Source organism: Streptomyces musisoli (genome assembly GCF_016741855.1).
Lineage (GTDB): Bacteria > Actinomycetota > Actinomycetes > Streptomycetales > Streptomycetaceae > Streptomyces > Streptomyces musisoli.
On sequence record NZ_JAERRH010000001.1, the window covers coordinates 478,301 to 493,842 of the forward strand.

The following is a 15,542-nucleotide window of genomic DNA, read 5'->3' on the forward strand; positions in this document are numbered from 1 at the left end:
GCGTGTGGCCGTCTCGTCCGCGGCCAAACCTCAGGAGCGGACCGCGTGTGACGGGGACGCCGTCAGCCCTGCTCGGAGGGGTTACGTGGGTCAGCCACGCAGTGCCGCGAGGCGGCTCCGGGGCCGCTTGAGGGAGCGGCCGCGGCTCAGCACACCGGCCCAGGGGTCGGTGCGCGCCTGGCCCACGGCGTCCGAGAGGGTCCAGCGTCGGGCGTCGACACCGGGATCGTCCACCTGCTCCCAGGTTAGGGGCACCGCCACGGGTGCGCCCCTGCTGGCCCGGACGGCATAGGGGGCGACGGCGGTCTGGGCGTAGGCGTTGCGCTGCACGTCGAGGTACAGGCGGTCGCCGCGGTCCCGTTTGCGGGCGGCGGTGGTGAGCCGGTCCGGGTGCCGTGCCGCGGCGAACCCGGCCACGTCGTGGGCGAACGCGCGTACCTCGTCGAAGTCGTGACGGCCGTCGAGCGGGACGACGAGGTGCAGTCCGCGCGAGCCGGTGGTCATCGGCGCCGTGGGCAGGCCGAGTTCGTCGAGCAGCTCGCGCAGCCAGGCGGCGGCCTCCCGGACGGCCGCGAAGTCGTCCCCGGGGGTCCCGCCGGGCCCTTCGGGCACTGCGGGCGGATCGAGGTCGAAGACCAGCCGGTCGGGGTGGCCCGGGCCGCCGGCCCGGTCGGTGCGGGACAGCCAGCGGTGCAGGGTCAGACAGGCCTGGTCGGCGAGGTAGAGGAGGGTGGCGGTGTCGTCGCAGACCACGTGCGTGACCGTGCCGCCCTCCTTCGCGACCTGGGCGCGGGTGATCCACTCGGGGTAGTGGTCCGGGGTGTTCTTCTGCATGAACCGCTGGCCGCCCAGGCCGTCCGGATACCGCTCCAGCATCAGCGGGCGGCCCCTCAGGTGCGGCAGCAGGTACGGCGCGACGGACCGGTAGTAGTCGGCCAGGTCGCCCTTGGTGTACTCCTTCGCGCCCCCGCCGCCGGGGAAGAGCACCTTCCCCGGCCGCTGGATCTCCACCGTGCGGCGGCCCGCGCGGATGGACCGCGCGTCGCCGCGGCTCATCGCACGACCGCCTCCTCGACCAGCAGGCGGGCCGCCGCCGCGATGCCCACGGCGTCGATGCCGGCCGCGTGCAGCTGCTCGTCGGGGGCGGCCGAGCCCGGCATGGTGCGCACCGCGAGCCGGACCAGGCGGGGCACCGGCCGGCCGTCGGCGAACGCCTCCGCCACGGCGTCCCCTAGGCCGCCCTCGGGGTGGTGGTCCTCCACCGTGAGCAGGCAGCCGGTCTCCTCGGCCGCCCGGCGCAGGGTCTCGGCGTCGACGGGCTTGACCGAGTACAGGTCGATCACCCGCACCTGGATGCCGTCCTCGGCGAGCCGGTCGGCGGCGGCCAGCGCCTCGAACACGGTCGCCCCGGCCGCGACCACCGTCAGCCGGTCGTCCTCGGCGCTGCGCAGCGTCTTGCTGCCGCCGACCGGGAACTCCTCCTCGGGACCGTAGATCACCGGGGTCTTGCCGCGCGAGGTGCGCAGGTAGCGGATGCCGTCGAGGCCGGCCATGGCGGCGGTCAGCCGGGCGGTCTGGTTGGCGTCACAGGGGTACAGCACCGTCGAGCCGTACACGGAGCGGAACAGTGCCAGGTCCTCCAGGCCCATCTGCGAGGGCCCGTCCTGCCCGATGGCGACACCGGCGTGGGAGCCCACGAGGTTGATCCCGGAGCCGCTGATGGACGCCATGCGCACGAAATCGTGGGCGCGGGTCAGGAACGCGGCGAAGGTGGAGGCGTAGGGCACCCAGCCGCGCGCGGCGATGCCGACGGACGTGGCGACGAGCTGCTGCTCGGCGATGTAGCACTCGAAGAACCGGTCGGGGTGGGCCTTGGCGAACTCCTCGGTCCGGGTGGAGTCCCCGACCTCGCCGTCCAGGGCGACGATGTCGCCGCGGGCGGTGCCGAGCGCGGCGAGGGCCTTGCCGAAGGCGTCCCGGGTCGCTACCTCCTCGCCCCGGTCGTAGCGGGGGAGCTGGACGACCTCGGTGGTGAGCGAGCGCAGCGCGGCGGCGGCCTGCGGTTCGGAGACGCGCACGTGCAGGTCGCGCTGCCCGCCGAGTTCGGCGACGGCCTGCTCGGCCTCGGGCAGCGGTTTGCCGTGCAGGCCCTCGCGGTCCTCGACGGAGGCGACGCCCTTGCCCTTGAGGGTGCGGGCGAGGATCACGGTGGGCTGCCCGGTGGTGGACAGCGCCTCCCCGTAGGCCCGGTCGATCGCGTCGACGTCATGGCCGTCGATCTCGATGGTGTGCCAGTCGAAGGCCTGGAAGCGGCGGGCGTAGGCGTCCAGGTCGTGGCCGTGCCGGGTGGGGCCGCGCTGGCCGAGCCGGTTGACGTCCACGATGGCGATCAGGTTGTCTAGGTTCTCGTATCCGGCGTGTTCGGCGGCCTCCCACACCGAGCCCTCCGCCAGCTCGCTGTCGCCGCACAGCACCCACACCCGGTAGCCGGTGCGGTCCAGCCGCTTGCCGGCCAGGGCGATGCCGACACCGACCGGCAGGCCCTGGCCGAGCGAGCCGGTGGCCGTCTCCACCCAGGGCAGCCGCCGGGGTGTCGGGTGGCCCTCCAGCCTGCTGCCGAGCTTGCGGAAGGTGACCAGCTCGCCGTCCTCGACGGCACCGGCCGCCTTGTAGGCGGAGTACAGCAGCGGCGAGGCGTGCCCCTTGGAGAGCACGAAGCGGTCGTTGGCGGGGTGTTCGGGGCGCTCGAAGTCGTAGCGCAGATGGTTCGCGAGCAGGACGGCCAGCAGATCGGCGGCGGACATCGAGGACGTCGGGTGCCCGGATCCCGCGGCGGCGGACGCCCGTACGCTGTCGACGCGCAACTGCTGGCCCAGTTCGGCGAGTTCGTCGGTGTTCATGAGTCTCCTCGGTCTCCTTGCGCTCGGTCGCGCTCGGGCGGGGCGTCCGCGGGGTCGGGGGTGTCGGTGCGCTTGACGGGGCCGGGGGCCGCGTGCTCCGGACTGCTGTTCGCCGGTTCACCACCGGGCTGGTTCTTCGCGGGCTCACCGCCGGGCTGGTTCTTCGCCGGTTCACCGCCGGGCTGGTTCTTCGCCGGTTCACCGCCGGGCTGGTTCCGGTGCGTCTCGTGTGTCATGCGTTCGTCTCCTGCGTGTGCGGGTGGCCGCTCCGGACCGCCCGGTACCCGCGCCAGCTCCGGTGAGGCCGTGTCCAGCGGGACCGACCACGCCCGTACGAGGCCCAACTGGACTCCCTGGCGCGGGAGCACGGCGTCCAGCAGCCAGTCGGCGGCCACCCGGACGCGGTTGCCGGGCAGCGCGGCCAGGTGGTAGCCGCGGGTGACGGCGCCCGCCGCCGGGCCGGACAGCGGCACGCCGAACGGGTTGGCGGCGGCCTGGACTCCGCCGAGGTCGACGGCGAAGCCGAGGTCGCGGTGGCGGTACGGGCGGCGGCGCCGGCCGAGACCGAGCGAGGCGGCCACGTTCTCCCCCGCCACCCGGCCCTGCCGCCAGGCGTGCTGGGCCGTCATGGGCGTGAACTTCCCCGGATGCTCCAGGTCGGGCACGGCGGCGGCGTCCCCGCAGGCGAAGACCTCGGGCCGGCCCGGCAGTTGCAGGTACGGGTCGACGATCAGCCGCCCGCGTTCCAACGGCTGCTTCACGGCCTCCACCAGCGGATCGGGCCGTACCCCCACACACCACACCAGGGTCCGGGTCGCGACGAACCGCCCGTCGGTGAGCAGCACCCCGCCCCGGGTGGCCTCCCGCACCGACGTGCCCATCCGCACGTCGACGCCGCGCGCCCGCAGCACCCGGTCGGCCGTACGGGACAGCTGCTCGTCCATCTCCGGCAGCACGCGCGGCGCCACGTCCAGCAGGATCCAGCGGGGGCGCAGGCCGCGCGGCAGCGGGTGCCGGCGGGCCAGCCGGTCGGTGAGCATCTGCAACTGGGCGGCCACCTCGGTACCCGTGTAGCCGGCGCCGACCACCACGAAGGTGCACCGGGCGGCGCAGCTCTCCGGATCCTCTTCGGCGGCGGCCAGTTCCACCTGCCGGGTCACGTGGTCGCGCAGGTACAGCGCCTCGGGCAGACCGCGGAAGCCGTGCGCGTGCTCGGCGACGCCGGGGATCGGCAGCAGCTTGTTGACACTGCCGACGGCCAGCACCAGCCGCTCGTAGCCGAGGCTGCCGGAGCCGCCCTCGGGGCCGCTGTAGTGGACGGTCTGGCCGTCCAGGTCGACGTGCTCCGCCTCGCCGAGCACCAGGCGCACCCCGCGCAGCGTGCCGGGCAGCGACACGGTGACCCGGCGGGCCTCCAGGATGCCCGCGGCGACCTGGGGCAGCAGCGGCAGATAGAGGAAGTAGTCGGTCGGGTTGAGCAGCGTGATGTCGGCGCGGTTCCGGGTGAGCCGGGCCAGGGTGCGGGCAGCCCGGTACCCGGCGAAACCGGCACCGACGATCACGACGCGAGGTCGGCTCACGGTACGCCTCCGGCGGTGTGGCTCGTCCGAGGTCTTCCGCGTAACCGGGGCCGGGGCACCCAAACGCCGGGCGGGTCACCCGTACGCCGGTGCGAGCACCCGAACGCCGTCCCCGTCGCGGACGGCCGGTGGCGGCGTTTCGCCCGGTCGCCGCCGGTTACCCGGCCCCGGTCCGGACCGCACCGAGCCCGCGCGGAGGTTTTCCCATGCCCGAGTACGGCTATTTCCTGGCGGCCGAGGAACACGACCCCGCGGCCCTCGTCGAACAGGCCCGGATGGCCGAGCAGGCCGGGTTCCAGGCGCTGTGGATCTCCGACCACTACCACCCGTGGAACGGCGCACAGGGGCAGAGCCCGTTCGTGTGGTCGGTGATCGGTGCGCTGTCGGAAGCCGTCTCGCTGCCCATCGAGACGGCCGTGACCTGCCCGACCGTGCGGATGCACCCGGCGGTCGTGGCACAGGCCGCGGCGACCAGCGCGGTGATGACCGGGGGCCGGTTCCGGCTCGGTGTCGGCACCGGCGAGGCGCTGAACGAACACGTCCTCGGCGACCGCTGGCCTCCGGTGCATGTGCGCCTGGAGATGCTGGAGGAGGCGATCCAGGTGATGCGCCGGCTGTTCACCGGTGAGGAGGTCAACCACCAGGGGACGCACTACACCGTGGAGAACGCCCGGCTCTACACCGTCCCCGACGAGCCCGTCCCGATCGACGTCTCCGGGTTCGGACCGAAGGCGACCGCGCTGGCCGCCCGCGTGGGCGACGGCTACATCACGATGATGCCGGAGGAGGAGATGGTCACGCGGTTCCGCAAGGGCGGGGGCGGGACCAAGCCGGTCAGCGGCGGTACGAAGGTCTGCTACGGGACGGACCGCGAGGAGTGCGTCCGTACGGTGCACCGGCTCTGGTACAACGAGCTGCTGCCGGGCGAGATGGGGCAGGTGCTGCCCTCTCCGCAGCACTTCGAGCAGTTGCACGAGCTGGTCACCGAGGACATGGTGCGGGACCAGGTGGTCTGCGGGGACGACGCCGACCGGCATGCCGAGGCGCTGCGGGCGTTCGCCGACGCCGGGTTCGACCGGGTGTACGTGAACCAGATCGGGCCGGATCAGCAGGGGTTCTTCGACTTCTACCGCACGAAGGTGCTGCCGCGGCTGGCCGAGTGAAGAGGTACCGGGGCATCGTCGGGCGGATGCCGGTGCGTTGCCCGCCGGGTGCCGGTGCGTTGCCTGGTGCCGGTGCGTTGCCTGGTGCCGGTGCGTTGCCTGGTGCCGGTGCGTTGCCTGGTGCCGGTGCGTTGCCTGGTGCCGGTGCGTTGTCGGGTGCCGGTGCGTCGGGGCTTGTCGCGCAGTTCCCCGCGCCCCTGGGGCCGCTGCCGGGCCGTCGGCCGGGCGGCTCGGGGCGTGTACGCGGATGGGTCTCGGTGCGTTGTCGGGTGCCGGTGCGTCGGGGCTTGTCGCGCAGTTCCCCGCGCCCCTGGGGCCGTTGCCGGGCCGTCGGCCGGGCGGCTCGGGGTGTGTACGTGGATGGGTGTCGGTGCGTTGTCGGGTGCCGGGGCGTTGTGCTTAAGCGCGCAGTTCCCCGCGCCCCTGGGGCCGTTGTCGCGCCGTGGGCGGGGAGGCTCGGGGTGTGTACGTGGATGGGGGTCGGTGCGTTGTCGGGTGCCGGGGCGTTGTGGTTAAGCGCGCAGTTCCCCGCGCCCCTGGGGCCGCTGTCGCGCCGGAAGCGGAGCGTCGTGCCGTCCGACGGGCGCTCGTAGAAGGGGATCGCGGTTTCGAGGTCGTCGACGCAGATGCGCAGCGAGGCGCCCGGAATCTCCATGCGTCCGAGCCCGGTTGGAGCCGGCCGGGGTGGGCAGGGCCCTCGCGTTACCCGCTGTGATGCACGGGTACCCGCAGGGTATGGACCGTTTTGATCACCTGGAACATCTGGACAAGCACCTCGTCGAAGAGCTGGCTCAGGTGGCACGCGAGACGGTACGCGACGAACTGCGCGAGCAGTCCCGCAAGCAGCGCCGCACCGCCATGCTGTACGCCGCCTCGGGCGCCGTCGCCCTGTACGCGGGCGCCGCGGTGGCCCTCGCCCTCGGCCTCGCCCTGGCGATCGGCCTGCCGGGCTGGGCCGCGGCACTGATCACCGCGGCCGTCCTGGGAGCCGTGGCCTATCTGCTGCGCGGTGCGGCCCGCCCGGGACACGGCCACCACGCCCCCAGCGCCCCGCCACACGTGGTGGGCGGCTCCTCGCCCCCCGCACCGCCGAGCGGCCTCGGCCTGCCCTACCCGCCGATGCCCTCCGGCACCCCGCCCCGCCCGGACGTCCCCCCGGACCCCCCACACCACCGAGCCTGACGAACAGGAGCGCTCCCGGCCGACGTCGCGGCAACGGCCCCAGGGCCGCGGGCTGCTCACCGAGCTGGGCGCGCAGGTCATCGCGGGGCCGGTGCCCACGCCGGTGGGCCGCAATCTGCTGGCGGTGCATGCGGACGGGTCACTCTTCGACTACGCGTGGACCAGCGCGGCGGCTGAGCCCGCTCGTCCGGCCTCCGGCTGAGCCCGCCCGTGCGAGACTCCGGCTGGGCCCGCTCGTCCGGACTTCGTGAGTCCGCTCGTGCGGAGACTCCGGCTGAACCCGCCCGTGCGGAGACTCCGGCTGAGTCCGCTCGTGCGGAGACTCCCGCTGAACCCGCTCGTCCGGCCTCCGGCTGAGCCCGCCCGTGCGGAGACTCCAGCTGAACCCGCTCGTGCGGAGACTCCGGCTGAACCCGCTCAGCCGGAGTCCGGTCGCATCCGGAAGTCGTAGCGGGCGGGCAGCGGCTCGTCGGTGAGGCGGTTCCACAGCCGGCCGACGTCGTCGGCGCCCTCCCGCAGGTCGGCGACCTCGAAGCCGGCGTCGAAGACGGCCCGTGCCTCGGCTCGCCGGCCCTCGGCGAGCAGCAGCTCGGCGAGGAGCAGCCGGAAGCGGCCCCTCCGGCGGACGGCGGCGGGCAACCGCTCCCACACCGAGCGCGCGTCCGCGGCCCGCCGGACCCGGAGCAGCGCTTCGAGGGTCTCCCGTCCGAGCGCGGCCACGGCGGCCCCCCAGCTCTCCTCCGCGGAGCCCGTCCCCGCCCCGCCCACGGAGCCTGCCCCCGCCCTGGCCTCCGCACCCGTCCCAGCCCCAAGCTCCTGGCCCGTCCCCGCCCCGGCCTCCGAACCCGTCCCAGACCGAAGCTCCGGGCCCGTCCCCGTCCCAGCCCCCGCGGACCCCCCGGCCCCGGCCACCGCGGACACGCCGACCCCAGCCACCGCAGACGCCCCGCTCCCCCACCCCGCAGACCCCTCAGGCCCAGCCCCCGCAGAGCCCCCGGCCCGAGCCCCCACAGACACCCCGGTCTCGGTCACCGCACACGCCCCGGCCCCGGCCCCAGCAGACACCCAGTCCCCCGCTCCCACAGACCCCCCAGGCCCAGCCCCCGCAGAGCCCCCAGCCCCGGGCCCCGCCGCCGTGGACGTTCCGGTCTCGTCGGGTTCGGGGTGTTTTCGGTGCAGGTCGGTGAAGGCGGCCGTGTAGCGGTCGGCGGCCCGTTCGTGGTGGCCGGCCTCCTGGTCGGCGACGGCCAGGCAGCGCAGCAGCGGCCAGGTCGCGGGCGCGCGGCGCAGCGCGCGCTCCCAGCTGCGGACGGCCTGTGCGCGGTCGCCCGCGTGCCACTGGGCGACGCCGAGGTGGTACTCGGTGTGCGCCGTGGCGGGGGCGGTCTCCAGCAGGTCCCGCCACGGCGGGGTGACCGGCGTCGGTCCCGGCGGCCGGCCCGGGTGCGGCTCCGGCAGGGACCCGGTGCGCAGCAGCTGCCGCCAGGGCTCCTGGGCGGCGCCCAGCGTGGACTCGGGGAACGGCGTACCGGGCAGCTCCAGGCCCGCGCGGAGCACTTCGAGCGCGCCCCAGCCGGAGCCGGCGGCGAGTGTCGCCCCGGGTTCGGCGTCGGCGTACGGCTGCCACGCCGCGTACGCCCGGTCGACGCGGTCGCGCGGCAGGACGGCCGCCAGCCGCTTCTCGGCCGTCCCGACGACGTCCGCCCACTCGCCCGCGGAGGGCGTGTCCAGCGGGCCGTACGCCTCCAGCCAGGACACCTCGCCCTGCGCAGGCAGCGGCACGTGTTCGAGCTGGGTGCGGGCGAGCCCGGCCTGGATCTCGCAGTAGCCGCCGGTGCCGGGTGCGGTCAGCCACTGCTGCCAGCGCCGGCCGCCGGGGCCGCTGCCCCACACGAAGAGCTTGCGGCCGCGCAGCACGTCGGTGGAGGTCTGCACCAGCCCGTGCCCGTCGGCGTCCAGCGCGGCGATCCAGCGGCGGCGGCCGTCGGGCACCTCGTAGAAGTAGTCGGCGGCGTAGGGGCTGTTGAGCGGGTGGCTGCGGTCGACGCCGTCGTACTCCGGGACGGGCACCCGGCTCAGCCGGCGTTCGTAGCCGAACCGCCAGGCCTCGTCGGCGGGGGCCAGGACGCGGCGGTCCTCGGGCACGGCGGTGTTGGACCACCAGTAGGTGGGCACGGGCCGCTCGTGCGGGTTGCGGATCCGTACGCCGGCGTACAGGAAGTCGGAGTCCTGCGGCAGCCACAGGTCGACCTGGAAGGGCAGGTCGCGCAGCCTCTCCCACTCCCACAGCCGCAGCATCGGGCCGCCGTCCGGGGCGGTGACGAGCGCGGCGTGCAGGGGGGCGCAGGAGAGGGTGGTGTGGCCGGTGGCGCCGATGTTCCATTCGATGCCGCCGGAGTACCAGGCGCCGTTGAGGGCAAAGTCGGCCGGCTGGAAAACCGGGTTGCGGTAGAGGAGTTCGCGTCCCGTGGGCAGATGGACCAGGGAGGTGATCCGGCCGCCGAGGCCGGGCAGGACGGTGGCGCGCAGCCGGCCGTTCTCGATGACCAGCGCGTCGAAGGTGCGGGGCGCGCGGGTTCTGCCGTACCCGTCCCGGATCCGCAGGGGCAGCAGGCTGCGCAGCGGCTCGTGGCCGAGCTGCCGGGCCATGTCCGCGGGCAGGTCCGCCCGTTCCCGGCCGTCGATGCGGTGGACCTCGTCGAGCGGGCGCAGTGCGGGCAGCGGGTTGTCTGGCCCCAACTCCGCGGCGGGGAGGGTCAGCACCTCACGTCGGATCGTCGTCACGATGACCATGGAACCCGGCGACGCGGGACTCGGCCAGGGGAGCTGCCGGTCAGGATTGCGCAAAGGCGTCCACGACCAGGTCGGCCGGCAGCACCCGGATCCGGCCCGTGGAGTGCGGGGACGTCGCCGAGCCGTACGACATCGGCACCGAGGCCGACCTGAGCCACCTTGAGTGAACGGGGTGGCACCGAGCGCCACCTTGCCTCGACCCGGAGAATCTCGGCATCAACAACGCCCGCCGTCCGTGAACGCGTCGCCGTATGCCGAAGTCGATCAGTAGCCGGACCGCATCTCGACGGTGAGCGCCCAGCGTTCGTGGTCGCGCCAGGCGCCGTCGACGTAGATCATCTTCGGGGAGAGCCCCTCCAAGCGGAACCCGGCGCCGCGGGCGAGGGCGATGGAGGCGGTGTTCCCGGGCTGGGCGTTGATCTCCAGCCGGTGCAGGCCGAGCGGCCCGAACGCGTAGGCGATCACCAGTTCCAGGCCTTCGCGCATCAGGCCCCGGCCGGCCGCGTGCGCGAAGACGCCGTAGCCGAGGGCGCCGCTGCGGAATCCGCCCCGCACGATGTTGTTGATGTTGATGAAGCCGGCGATGGCCCCGCCGTCCTTCTCGCACACCAGGAAGCCGGCCCGGGCCGGATCGTCGATCAGCGAGCCGGCGTAGTCGGCGTACGCCTGTTCGCTGTCCGGCGGGAACAGCCACGGCCGGTGCAGGCCCTTGCTCTCCCCGGCCCGTGCGGTGAACTCGGGGCCGTCCTCGAGGGTGAAGGGACGGATGGCGACGCGGGGGCCCGTGGCGAGCCAGCGGGACGGAGGGTGCGGCATCCGGCCAGCCTACGGCGTCACCGCCCGCGGCGCCGCATGGTGGACGCCCCCGCGAGGCCGGGTGTCAGCGCAGGGCCGGCTCGTCCAGCGTCACCGTGCCCGTGTCCGCGTCGAGTTCGGCGGCCACCCCGAACGGGACCGTCAACGCCCCCTCGCAGTGCCCGAATCCGACGTTCTCCGCGACCGGGACCCCGAGTCCGCCGAGCCGGTCGGCCAGCAGGGGCCGCAGCTCGGCGTAGTCCGCACAGTCCTCCCAGGAGCCGAGGAGCACCCCGCGCACCCCGTCCAGCCAGCCGGAGCGCAGGAGTTGGGTGAGGTACCGGTCCAGCCGGTACGTCTCCTCGCCCACGTCCTCCAGGCAGAGCAGTCCGCCGCGCGCCGAGGGACGGGCGTGCGGGGTGCCGCGTTCCGCGGCGAGCAGGCACAGGCAGCCGCCGAGGGTGACGCCCCGGGCCCGGCCGGGCACCAGGGCCCGGCCGCCGGTGGCGAGGGTGCGGACCGTCTCGGGCGCGAAGAGCGTGGCCCGCAGGTGCTCCTGGGCCCGCGCGTTCTTGATGAAGTCGACGCCGGCCGCCATCGGCCCGTACAGCGTGGCCAGTCCCAGGCGGGTGGCGATGGCCTCGTGCAGGACGGTGAGGTCGCTGAACCCGAGGAAGAGCTTGGGCCCGGCCGCCCGCAGCGCGTCCCAGTCGAGCAGGTCGATCATGCGCTGCACGCCGTAGCCGCCGCGGGCGCACAGCACCGCGTCCACGGTGGGGTCGCACCAGGCACGCTGGAAGTCGGCGGCCCGGTCGGCGTCCGTGCCGGCCAGGTACCGGAACTCGGGGTGCCGGTCGAGGACGTGGGCCCCGGCCACGGGGTCGAGGTCCCAGCCGCGCAGTACGTCGAGGCCGGCCTGGAGCCGCTCCTCGGGCACCGGCCCGCTGGTGGCGACGACGGCCACCCGGGCGCCGGGGGCCAGCCGGTGCGGCCGTACGAGTTCCTTCACGGGGTGAGTTCCACCTTCGGTGTCCGCGGCGCCGGTTCCAGCTCGAACACCTGAGCGTACAGGGACAGCTCTGCTTCCAGGGCACGCACCATGGTCTCGGCCCGCCGGAAGCCGTGCCCTTCTCCTTCGAACGTGAGGTAGGCGTGCGGCACTCCCCGGTCCGCGATCCGGGCGAGGAAGCGTTCGCACTGGGCGGGCGGGCAGATGACGTCGTCCAGGCCCTGGAGCATCAGGAAGGGCACGGTGAGCCGGTCGGCGTGCGTGGTCGGGGAGCGTTCGGCGTACCGGGCGGGCACCTCGGCGAGCGGGCCGATCAGCGACTCCAGGTAGCGGGACTCGAAGTCGTGGGTCTCCCCCGGGCCCCAGGTGGCGAGGTCGAGCACCGGGTAGACGATGGTGCCGCAGGCGTAGACGTCGGTCGTGGTCAGGGAGGCCGCGGTGGTCCAGCCGCCCGCGCTGCCGCCCCGGATGGCCAGCCGGGCGGGGTCGGCGGTGCCCTCGTCGGCGAGGGCACGGGCGACGGCCGCGCAGTCCTCGACGTCGACCACGCCCCACTGCTCGCGCAGCCGCTCGCGGTAGGCGCGGCCGTATCCGGTGGAGCCGCCGTAGTTCACCTCGGCGACCCCGATGCCTCGCGAGGTGAAGTAGGCGATGGCCAGGTCCAGCACGAGCGGGACCCGGCTGGTGGGCCCGCCGTGCGCCCAGATCACGTAGGGCGGCAGCTCGCCGTCGGGCGCGGCGCGTCCGGGGTGGTGCGGCGGGTAGACATGGGCGTGCACGTCGCGGCCGTCCGGGCCGCAGAAGGTGCGGATCTGCGGCTCCGGGTAGTAGGCGGGATCCACCGGGTCCCGGTGCCGGGCGCCGATCACGCGGGCCCGGCCGGTGGCCGTGTCCAGCTCGACCACCTCGTACGCGGTGCGCGGGCTGGCGCCGACCGCGACGACGCGCGCGCCGTGGGCGGCGAGGGTGGCGGCGCATTCCGTCCACGGGCCGGCGGCGTCGACGATCTCGCCGGACTCCGGATCCAGTATCCCGAGCACGGCCGGCCCCCGGCCGTGCACGACCGCCAGCAGACCGTTGTCCAGCGGCGCGAACCAGCGCAGCCCGAGCTGCCAGAGGGGCCCGGCGAACTCCTCCTCGCGCGGGCACAGCGGGGTGCCGTCGCGGTAGAGGTTCCACCAGCCGCCGCGGTCGCTCGCGTACAGCAGGCTGCCGTCCGCCGCCCACTCGACCTGGGCGACGGCCTCGTCCGGGCCGCCGGCCACCGTCCGGACGCCCGTCGGCCGGCCGTCGTCGCCGATGTCGGCGACCAGCAGCTCGGTCCCGTCCCAGGGCATGCGCGGATGGTCCCAGGCCAGCCAGGCGGCGCGCCGGCCGTCGGGAGACAGCCGGGCGCCGGTGAGGAACCGGTGCCGGGGCGCGACGAGTTCCCGGACGGCATCCCGGTCGTCGGCGGCCGAACCGTCCAGCGGGACGGCGGCAAGGAGCCGCCGTACGTCGTCGGGGCCGTCCCCGGTGAACTCCTCCAGCACGCACCACACCTCACCGCGCGCGAGGTCCACCCGGGGTTCGGCCCAGCGCAGACCGCCGCCCGCCGGCGACACCGGGGTGAGCGGGCGGGGCTCGTCGCCGGGCTCGTACCGGTAGAGCCGCTGGTCGGCGAAGTTCACGAAGACGATGAGGGGCCGGCCGTCCCGGAGCACCCCGGCCCAGGGCCGGCCGCCGTACTCGATGACCCGGCTGCGCACGTTCCAGGGGGCGGGGAGCACCGACTCCTCGGTGCCGTCGGCCCGCCGCCGCACCAGGGCCCGCCGGCCGGCCTCGGCCGGGCGGGGCTCGGTCCACCAGATCTCGTCGCCGACGAAATCCACCCAGTCCGGCCGCCCGTCGTGCGCGGCGGCGAGCGCCGCGTCGATGGGCGACGGCCACGATCCGTACGGCGATCTCAGCATCTCGTCCCCCAGCGTCTAGGCCGTGCGCAGGAAGCGGTCCAGGACGCGGACCCCGAAGTGCAGCGCCTCCACGGGCACACGCTCGTCCACACCGTGGAACAGCGCCTGGTAGTCGAGGTCCGCGGGCAGCTTCAGCGGCGAGAACCCGTAGCCGGTGATGCCGAGCCGGGAGAACTGCTTGGCGTCCGTGCCGCCCGACATGCAGTACGGCACCACATGGCCGCCGGGTGCGAACTCCTCCACCGCCGTCCGCATCTTCGCGAACAGCGGTGCGTCCACGGGGGCTTGCAGGGCCACTTCCCGGTGCGCGTACTCCCAGTGCACGTCCGGTCCGGTCAGCTCGTCCAGCGTGGCGGCGAACTCCTCCTCGGTGCCCGCCAGACAGCGCCCGTCCACGTAGGCGACCGCCTCACCGGGAACGACGTTGACCTTGTAACCGGCGTTCAGCATCGTCGGGTTGGCGCTGTTGCGGACGGTCGCCTCGACCAGCCGGGCGGTCGGGCCCAGCTTCTCCAGCAGTGTGTCCACGTCGATGGTGCCGGCTTCGATGCCGTAGAGGGTGGTGAGGGCGTCCAGGGCGGCGCGGACGGTCGGGGTGAGCCGGAGCGGCCACTTGTGTTCGCCGATGCGGGTGACCGCGGCGGCGAGCCGGGTCACCGCGTTCTCCCGGTTCACCTTGGAGCCGTGGCCGGTCCGGCCGCGCGCGGTGAGCTTCAGCCAGGCGGTGCCCCGCTCCCCCGCCGCGACGGGGTAGATCTCGCGGCCGGAGCCGTCGTGGAAGGTGAAGGCGCCGGACTCGCCGATGGCCTCCGTGCAGCCCTCGAAGAGTTCGGGGTGCCGGTCGGCGAGGAATCCGGAGCCGTCCTCGGCGCTGGCCTCCTCGTCCGCGGTGAACGCGACGACGAGGTCGCGGCGGGGCCGCACGCCCTGCCGGGCCCAGGACCTGGCCACCGCGAGGATCATCGCGTCCGTGTTCTTCATGTCGACGGCGCCGCGACCCCACACCACACCGTCCCGGACCTCCCCGGAGAAGGGGTGCACGCGCCAGTCGGCGGCCTCGGCCGGTACGACGTCGAGGTGGCCGTGGACCAGCAGGGCGTCGGCGGACGGGTCGGTGCCCGCGATCCGGGCCACCACGTTGGTGCGGCCCCGGGTGCGCTCCAGCAGCAGGGGTTCCAGGCCCGCCTCGGCCAGGCGTTCGGCCGCGTACTCGGCGGCGGGCCGCTCCCGGCAGTCGCCATCGCCCCGGTTGGCGGTGTCGATACGGATCAGGCCGGAGGTGAACTCCACCACCTCGTCCAGGGCCAGTCGGTCAGCCATACTGCTCCTCCACGGCGGCAGAGACGATCGTGGTGACCGCCTTGAACGTCCTGATCCCCTCGTACATGGTGGCGCTCGTGTACGCCACCTTCCGCTCGCCGATCCGCGCCACGCCGGGGACGACGGTGGCGGACAGGGCCAGGTGCTCGGCGTCGAACTCGACGGCGACCGTGAACGGCCCTGCGTCCACCGGTTCGTGACGGACCGCCAGCCGCGCGGCCTCCTTGGCCGCCGCGCGGATGTCGGCCGCCGTGCGGGCCGGGGTCCGGCACACCGCCGCGTACCGCGACACATGGTCCTTGACGGCGACCTTCAGCGCCTCGGGGGCGTAGCCGAGGGCGTCCTCGCAGGCCAGGTCGTCGCCGGTGAAGAGGACGACGGGAACGCCGTACTCGGCGACGACGTGCGCGTTGAGCAGACCCTCGCTGGCACGGACGTCGTTCAGCCACACCCCGGTGATCTGGTTGGCGAGGTAGGTGTGGGCGAGGACGCCCTCCATGCCGGCGCCGGTGTGGTAGCCGACGAACGCGATCCCGTCGACGTCACCGTGCTGGACACCCTCGACCATGGACAGCGTCTTGTGCCGGCCTGTGATCATCTCCACGCGCTCGTCGAGCCGCTCCAGGAGCAGGTTGCGCATGGACCAGTGGGCCTCGTTGACCAGTACGCGCTCCGCCCCGCCGTCGAAGAAGCCCTCGGCGGCGGCGTTCACGTCCGAGGTGAACATGGACCGGCAGCGCTCCCACTGCGGCGTACCCGGCAGCACGTCCCCGGGCCAGGTGACGCCCGTGGCGCCCTCCATGTCGGCACTGATGAGGATCTTCATGGTGCGTCACGTTACGCGCCGA

Annotated in this window: 11 protein-coding genes and 1 pseudogene; 3 read left to right on the forward strand and 9 right to left on the reverse strand. The window is 74.3% G+C overall.

Annotated features, from left to right (window positions below; translation table 11 throughout):
• Positions 1–90 precede the first annotated feature (90 nt).
• Genes ligD through JK361_RS01910 form a run of 3 tightly spaced genes read right to left on the reverse strand, consistent with a single transcriptional unit; the run spans position 91 to position 4,480 of the window.
• Entirely contained in the window at positions 91–1,056 is a 966-nt protein-coding gene (ligD, locus tag JK361_RS01900) for a non-homologous end-joining DNA ligase (protein ID WP_201813823.1), read from the reverse strand.
• Positions 1,053–2,900 carry a transketolase gene (locus JK361_RS01905; protein WP_201813824.1) on the reverse strand — a complete coding sequence of 616 codons (1,848 nt, stop codon included), beginning with the start codon at positions 2,898–2,900 and terminating at the stop codon, positions 1,053–1,055. Before JK361_RS01905 ends, ligD begins: the two co-directional genes overlap by 4 nt.
• On the reverse strand, positions 2,897–4,480 hold the full coding sequence (locus JK361_RS01910) for an NAD(P)/FAD-dependent oxidoreductase (protein WP_201813825.1): 1,584 nt from the start codon (positions 4,478–4,480) through the stop codon (positions 2,897–2,899). Before JK361_RS01910 ends, JK361_RS01905 begins: the two co-directional genes overlap by 4 nt.
• A gap of 206 nt (positions 4,481–4,686) precedes the next feature.
• On the opposite strand from JK361_RS01910, the gene JK361_RS01915 reads away from it, so the two are divergent.
• The 3 genes and pseudogenes from JK361_RS01915 to JK361_RS40920 form a co-directional block, all read left to right on the forward strand.
• Positions 4,687–5,643: an LLM class F420-dependent oxidoreductase gene (locus JK361_RS01915; RefSeq protein ID WP_201813826.1), complete on the forward strand. Its 957-nt coding sequence runs from the start codon at positions 4,687–4,689 to the stop codon at positions 5,641–5,643.
• 735 nt (positions 5,644–6,378) lie between these two features.
• Positions 6,379–6,825, forward strand: a complete 447-nt coding sequence (locus JK361_RS01920; protein WP_201813827.1) for a phage holin family protein — start codon at positions 6,379–6,381, stop codon at positions 6,823–6,825.
• A 55-nt stretch (positions 6,826–6,880) separates the two neighbouring features.
• Positions 6,881–7,027: pseudogene (locus tag JK361_RS40920) on the forward strand (VOC family protein); the annotation flags it as partial.
• A 215-nt stretch (positions 7,028–7,242) separates the two neighbouring features.
• Here the strand turns inward: JK361_RS40920 and JK361_RS01930 are convergent.
• From JK361_RS01930 to JK361_RS01955, 6 genes are all read right to left on the reverse strand, one after another.
• Positions 7,243–9,618 carry a DUF5107 domain-containing protein gene (locus JK361_RS01930; protein ID WP_236052309.1) on the reverse strand — a complete coding sequence of 792 codons (2,376 nt, stop codon included), beginning with the start codon at positions 9,616–9,618 and terminating at the stop codon, positions 7,243–7,245.
• 264 nt (positions 9,619–9,882) lie between these two features.
• On the reverse strand, positions 9,883–10,434 hold the full coding sequence (locus JK361_RS01935; protein ID WP_201813828.1) for a GNAT family N-acetyltransferase: 552 nt from the start codon (positions 10,432–10,434) through the stop codon (positions 9,883–9,885).
• 64 nt (positions 10,435–10,498) lie between these two features.
• Positions 10,499–11,422: a S66 peptidase family protein gene (locus JK361_RS01940; protein WP_201813829.1), complete on the reverse strand. Its 924-nt coding sequence runs from the start codon at positions 11,420–11,422 to the stop codon at positions 10,499–10,501.
• Positions 11,419–13,374 (reverse strand): prolyl oligopeptidase family serine peptidase, encoded by a 1,956-nt coding sequence (locus JK361_RS01945; RefSeq protein ID WP_201813830.1) that lies wholly within the window; start codon positions 13,372–13,374, stop codon positions 11,419–11,421. Before JK361_RS01945 ends, JK361_RS01940 begins: the two co-directional genes overlap by 4 nt.
• A 15-nt stretch (positions 13,375–13,389) precedes the next feature.
• Positions 13,390–14,694, reverse strand: coding sequence for a M20/M25/M40 family metallo-hydrolase (locus tag JK361_RS01950; protein WP_201813831.1), 1,305 nt, complete (start codon positions 14,692–14,694; stop codon positions 13,390–13,392).
• Positions 14,687–15,520, reverse strand: a complete 834-nt coding sequence (locus JK361_RS01955) for a M55 family metallopeptidase (RefSeq protein ID WP_201813832.1) — start codon at positions 15,518–15,520, stop codon at positions 14,687–14,689. The genes JK361_RS01950 and JK361_RS01955 overlap by 8 nt, the downstream gene beginning before the upstream one ends.
• Positions 15,521–15,542 lie beyond the last annotated feature (22 nt).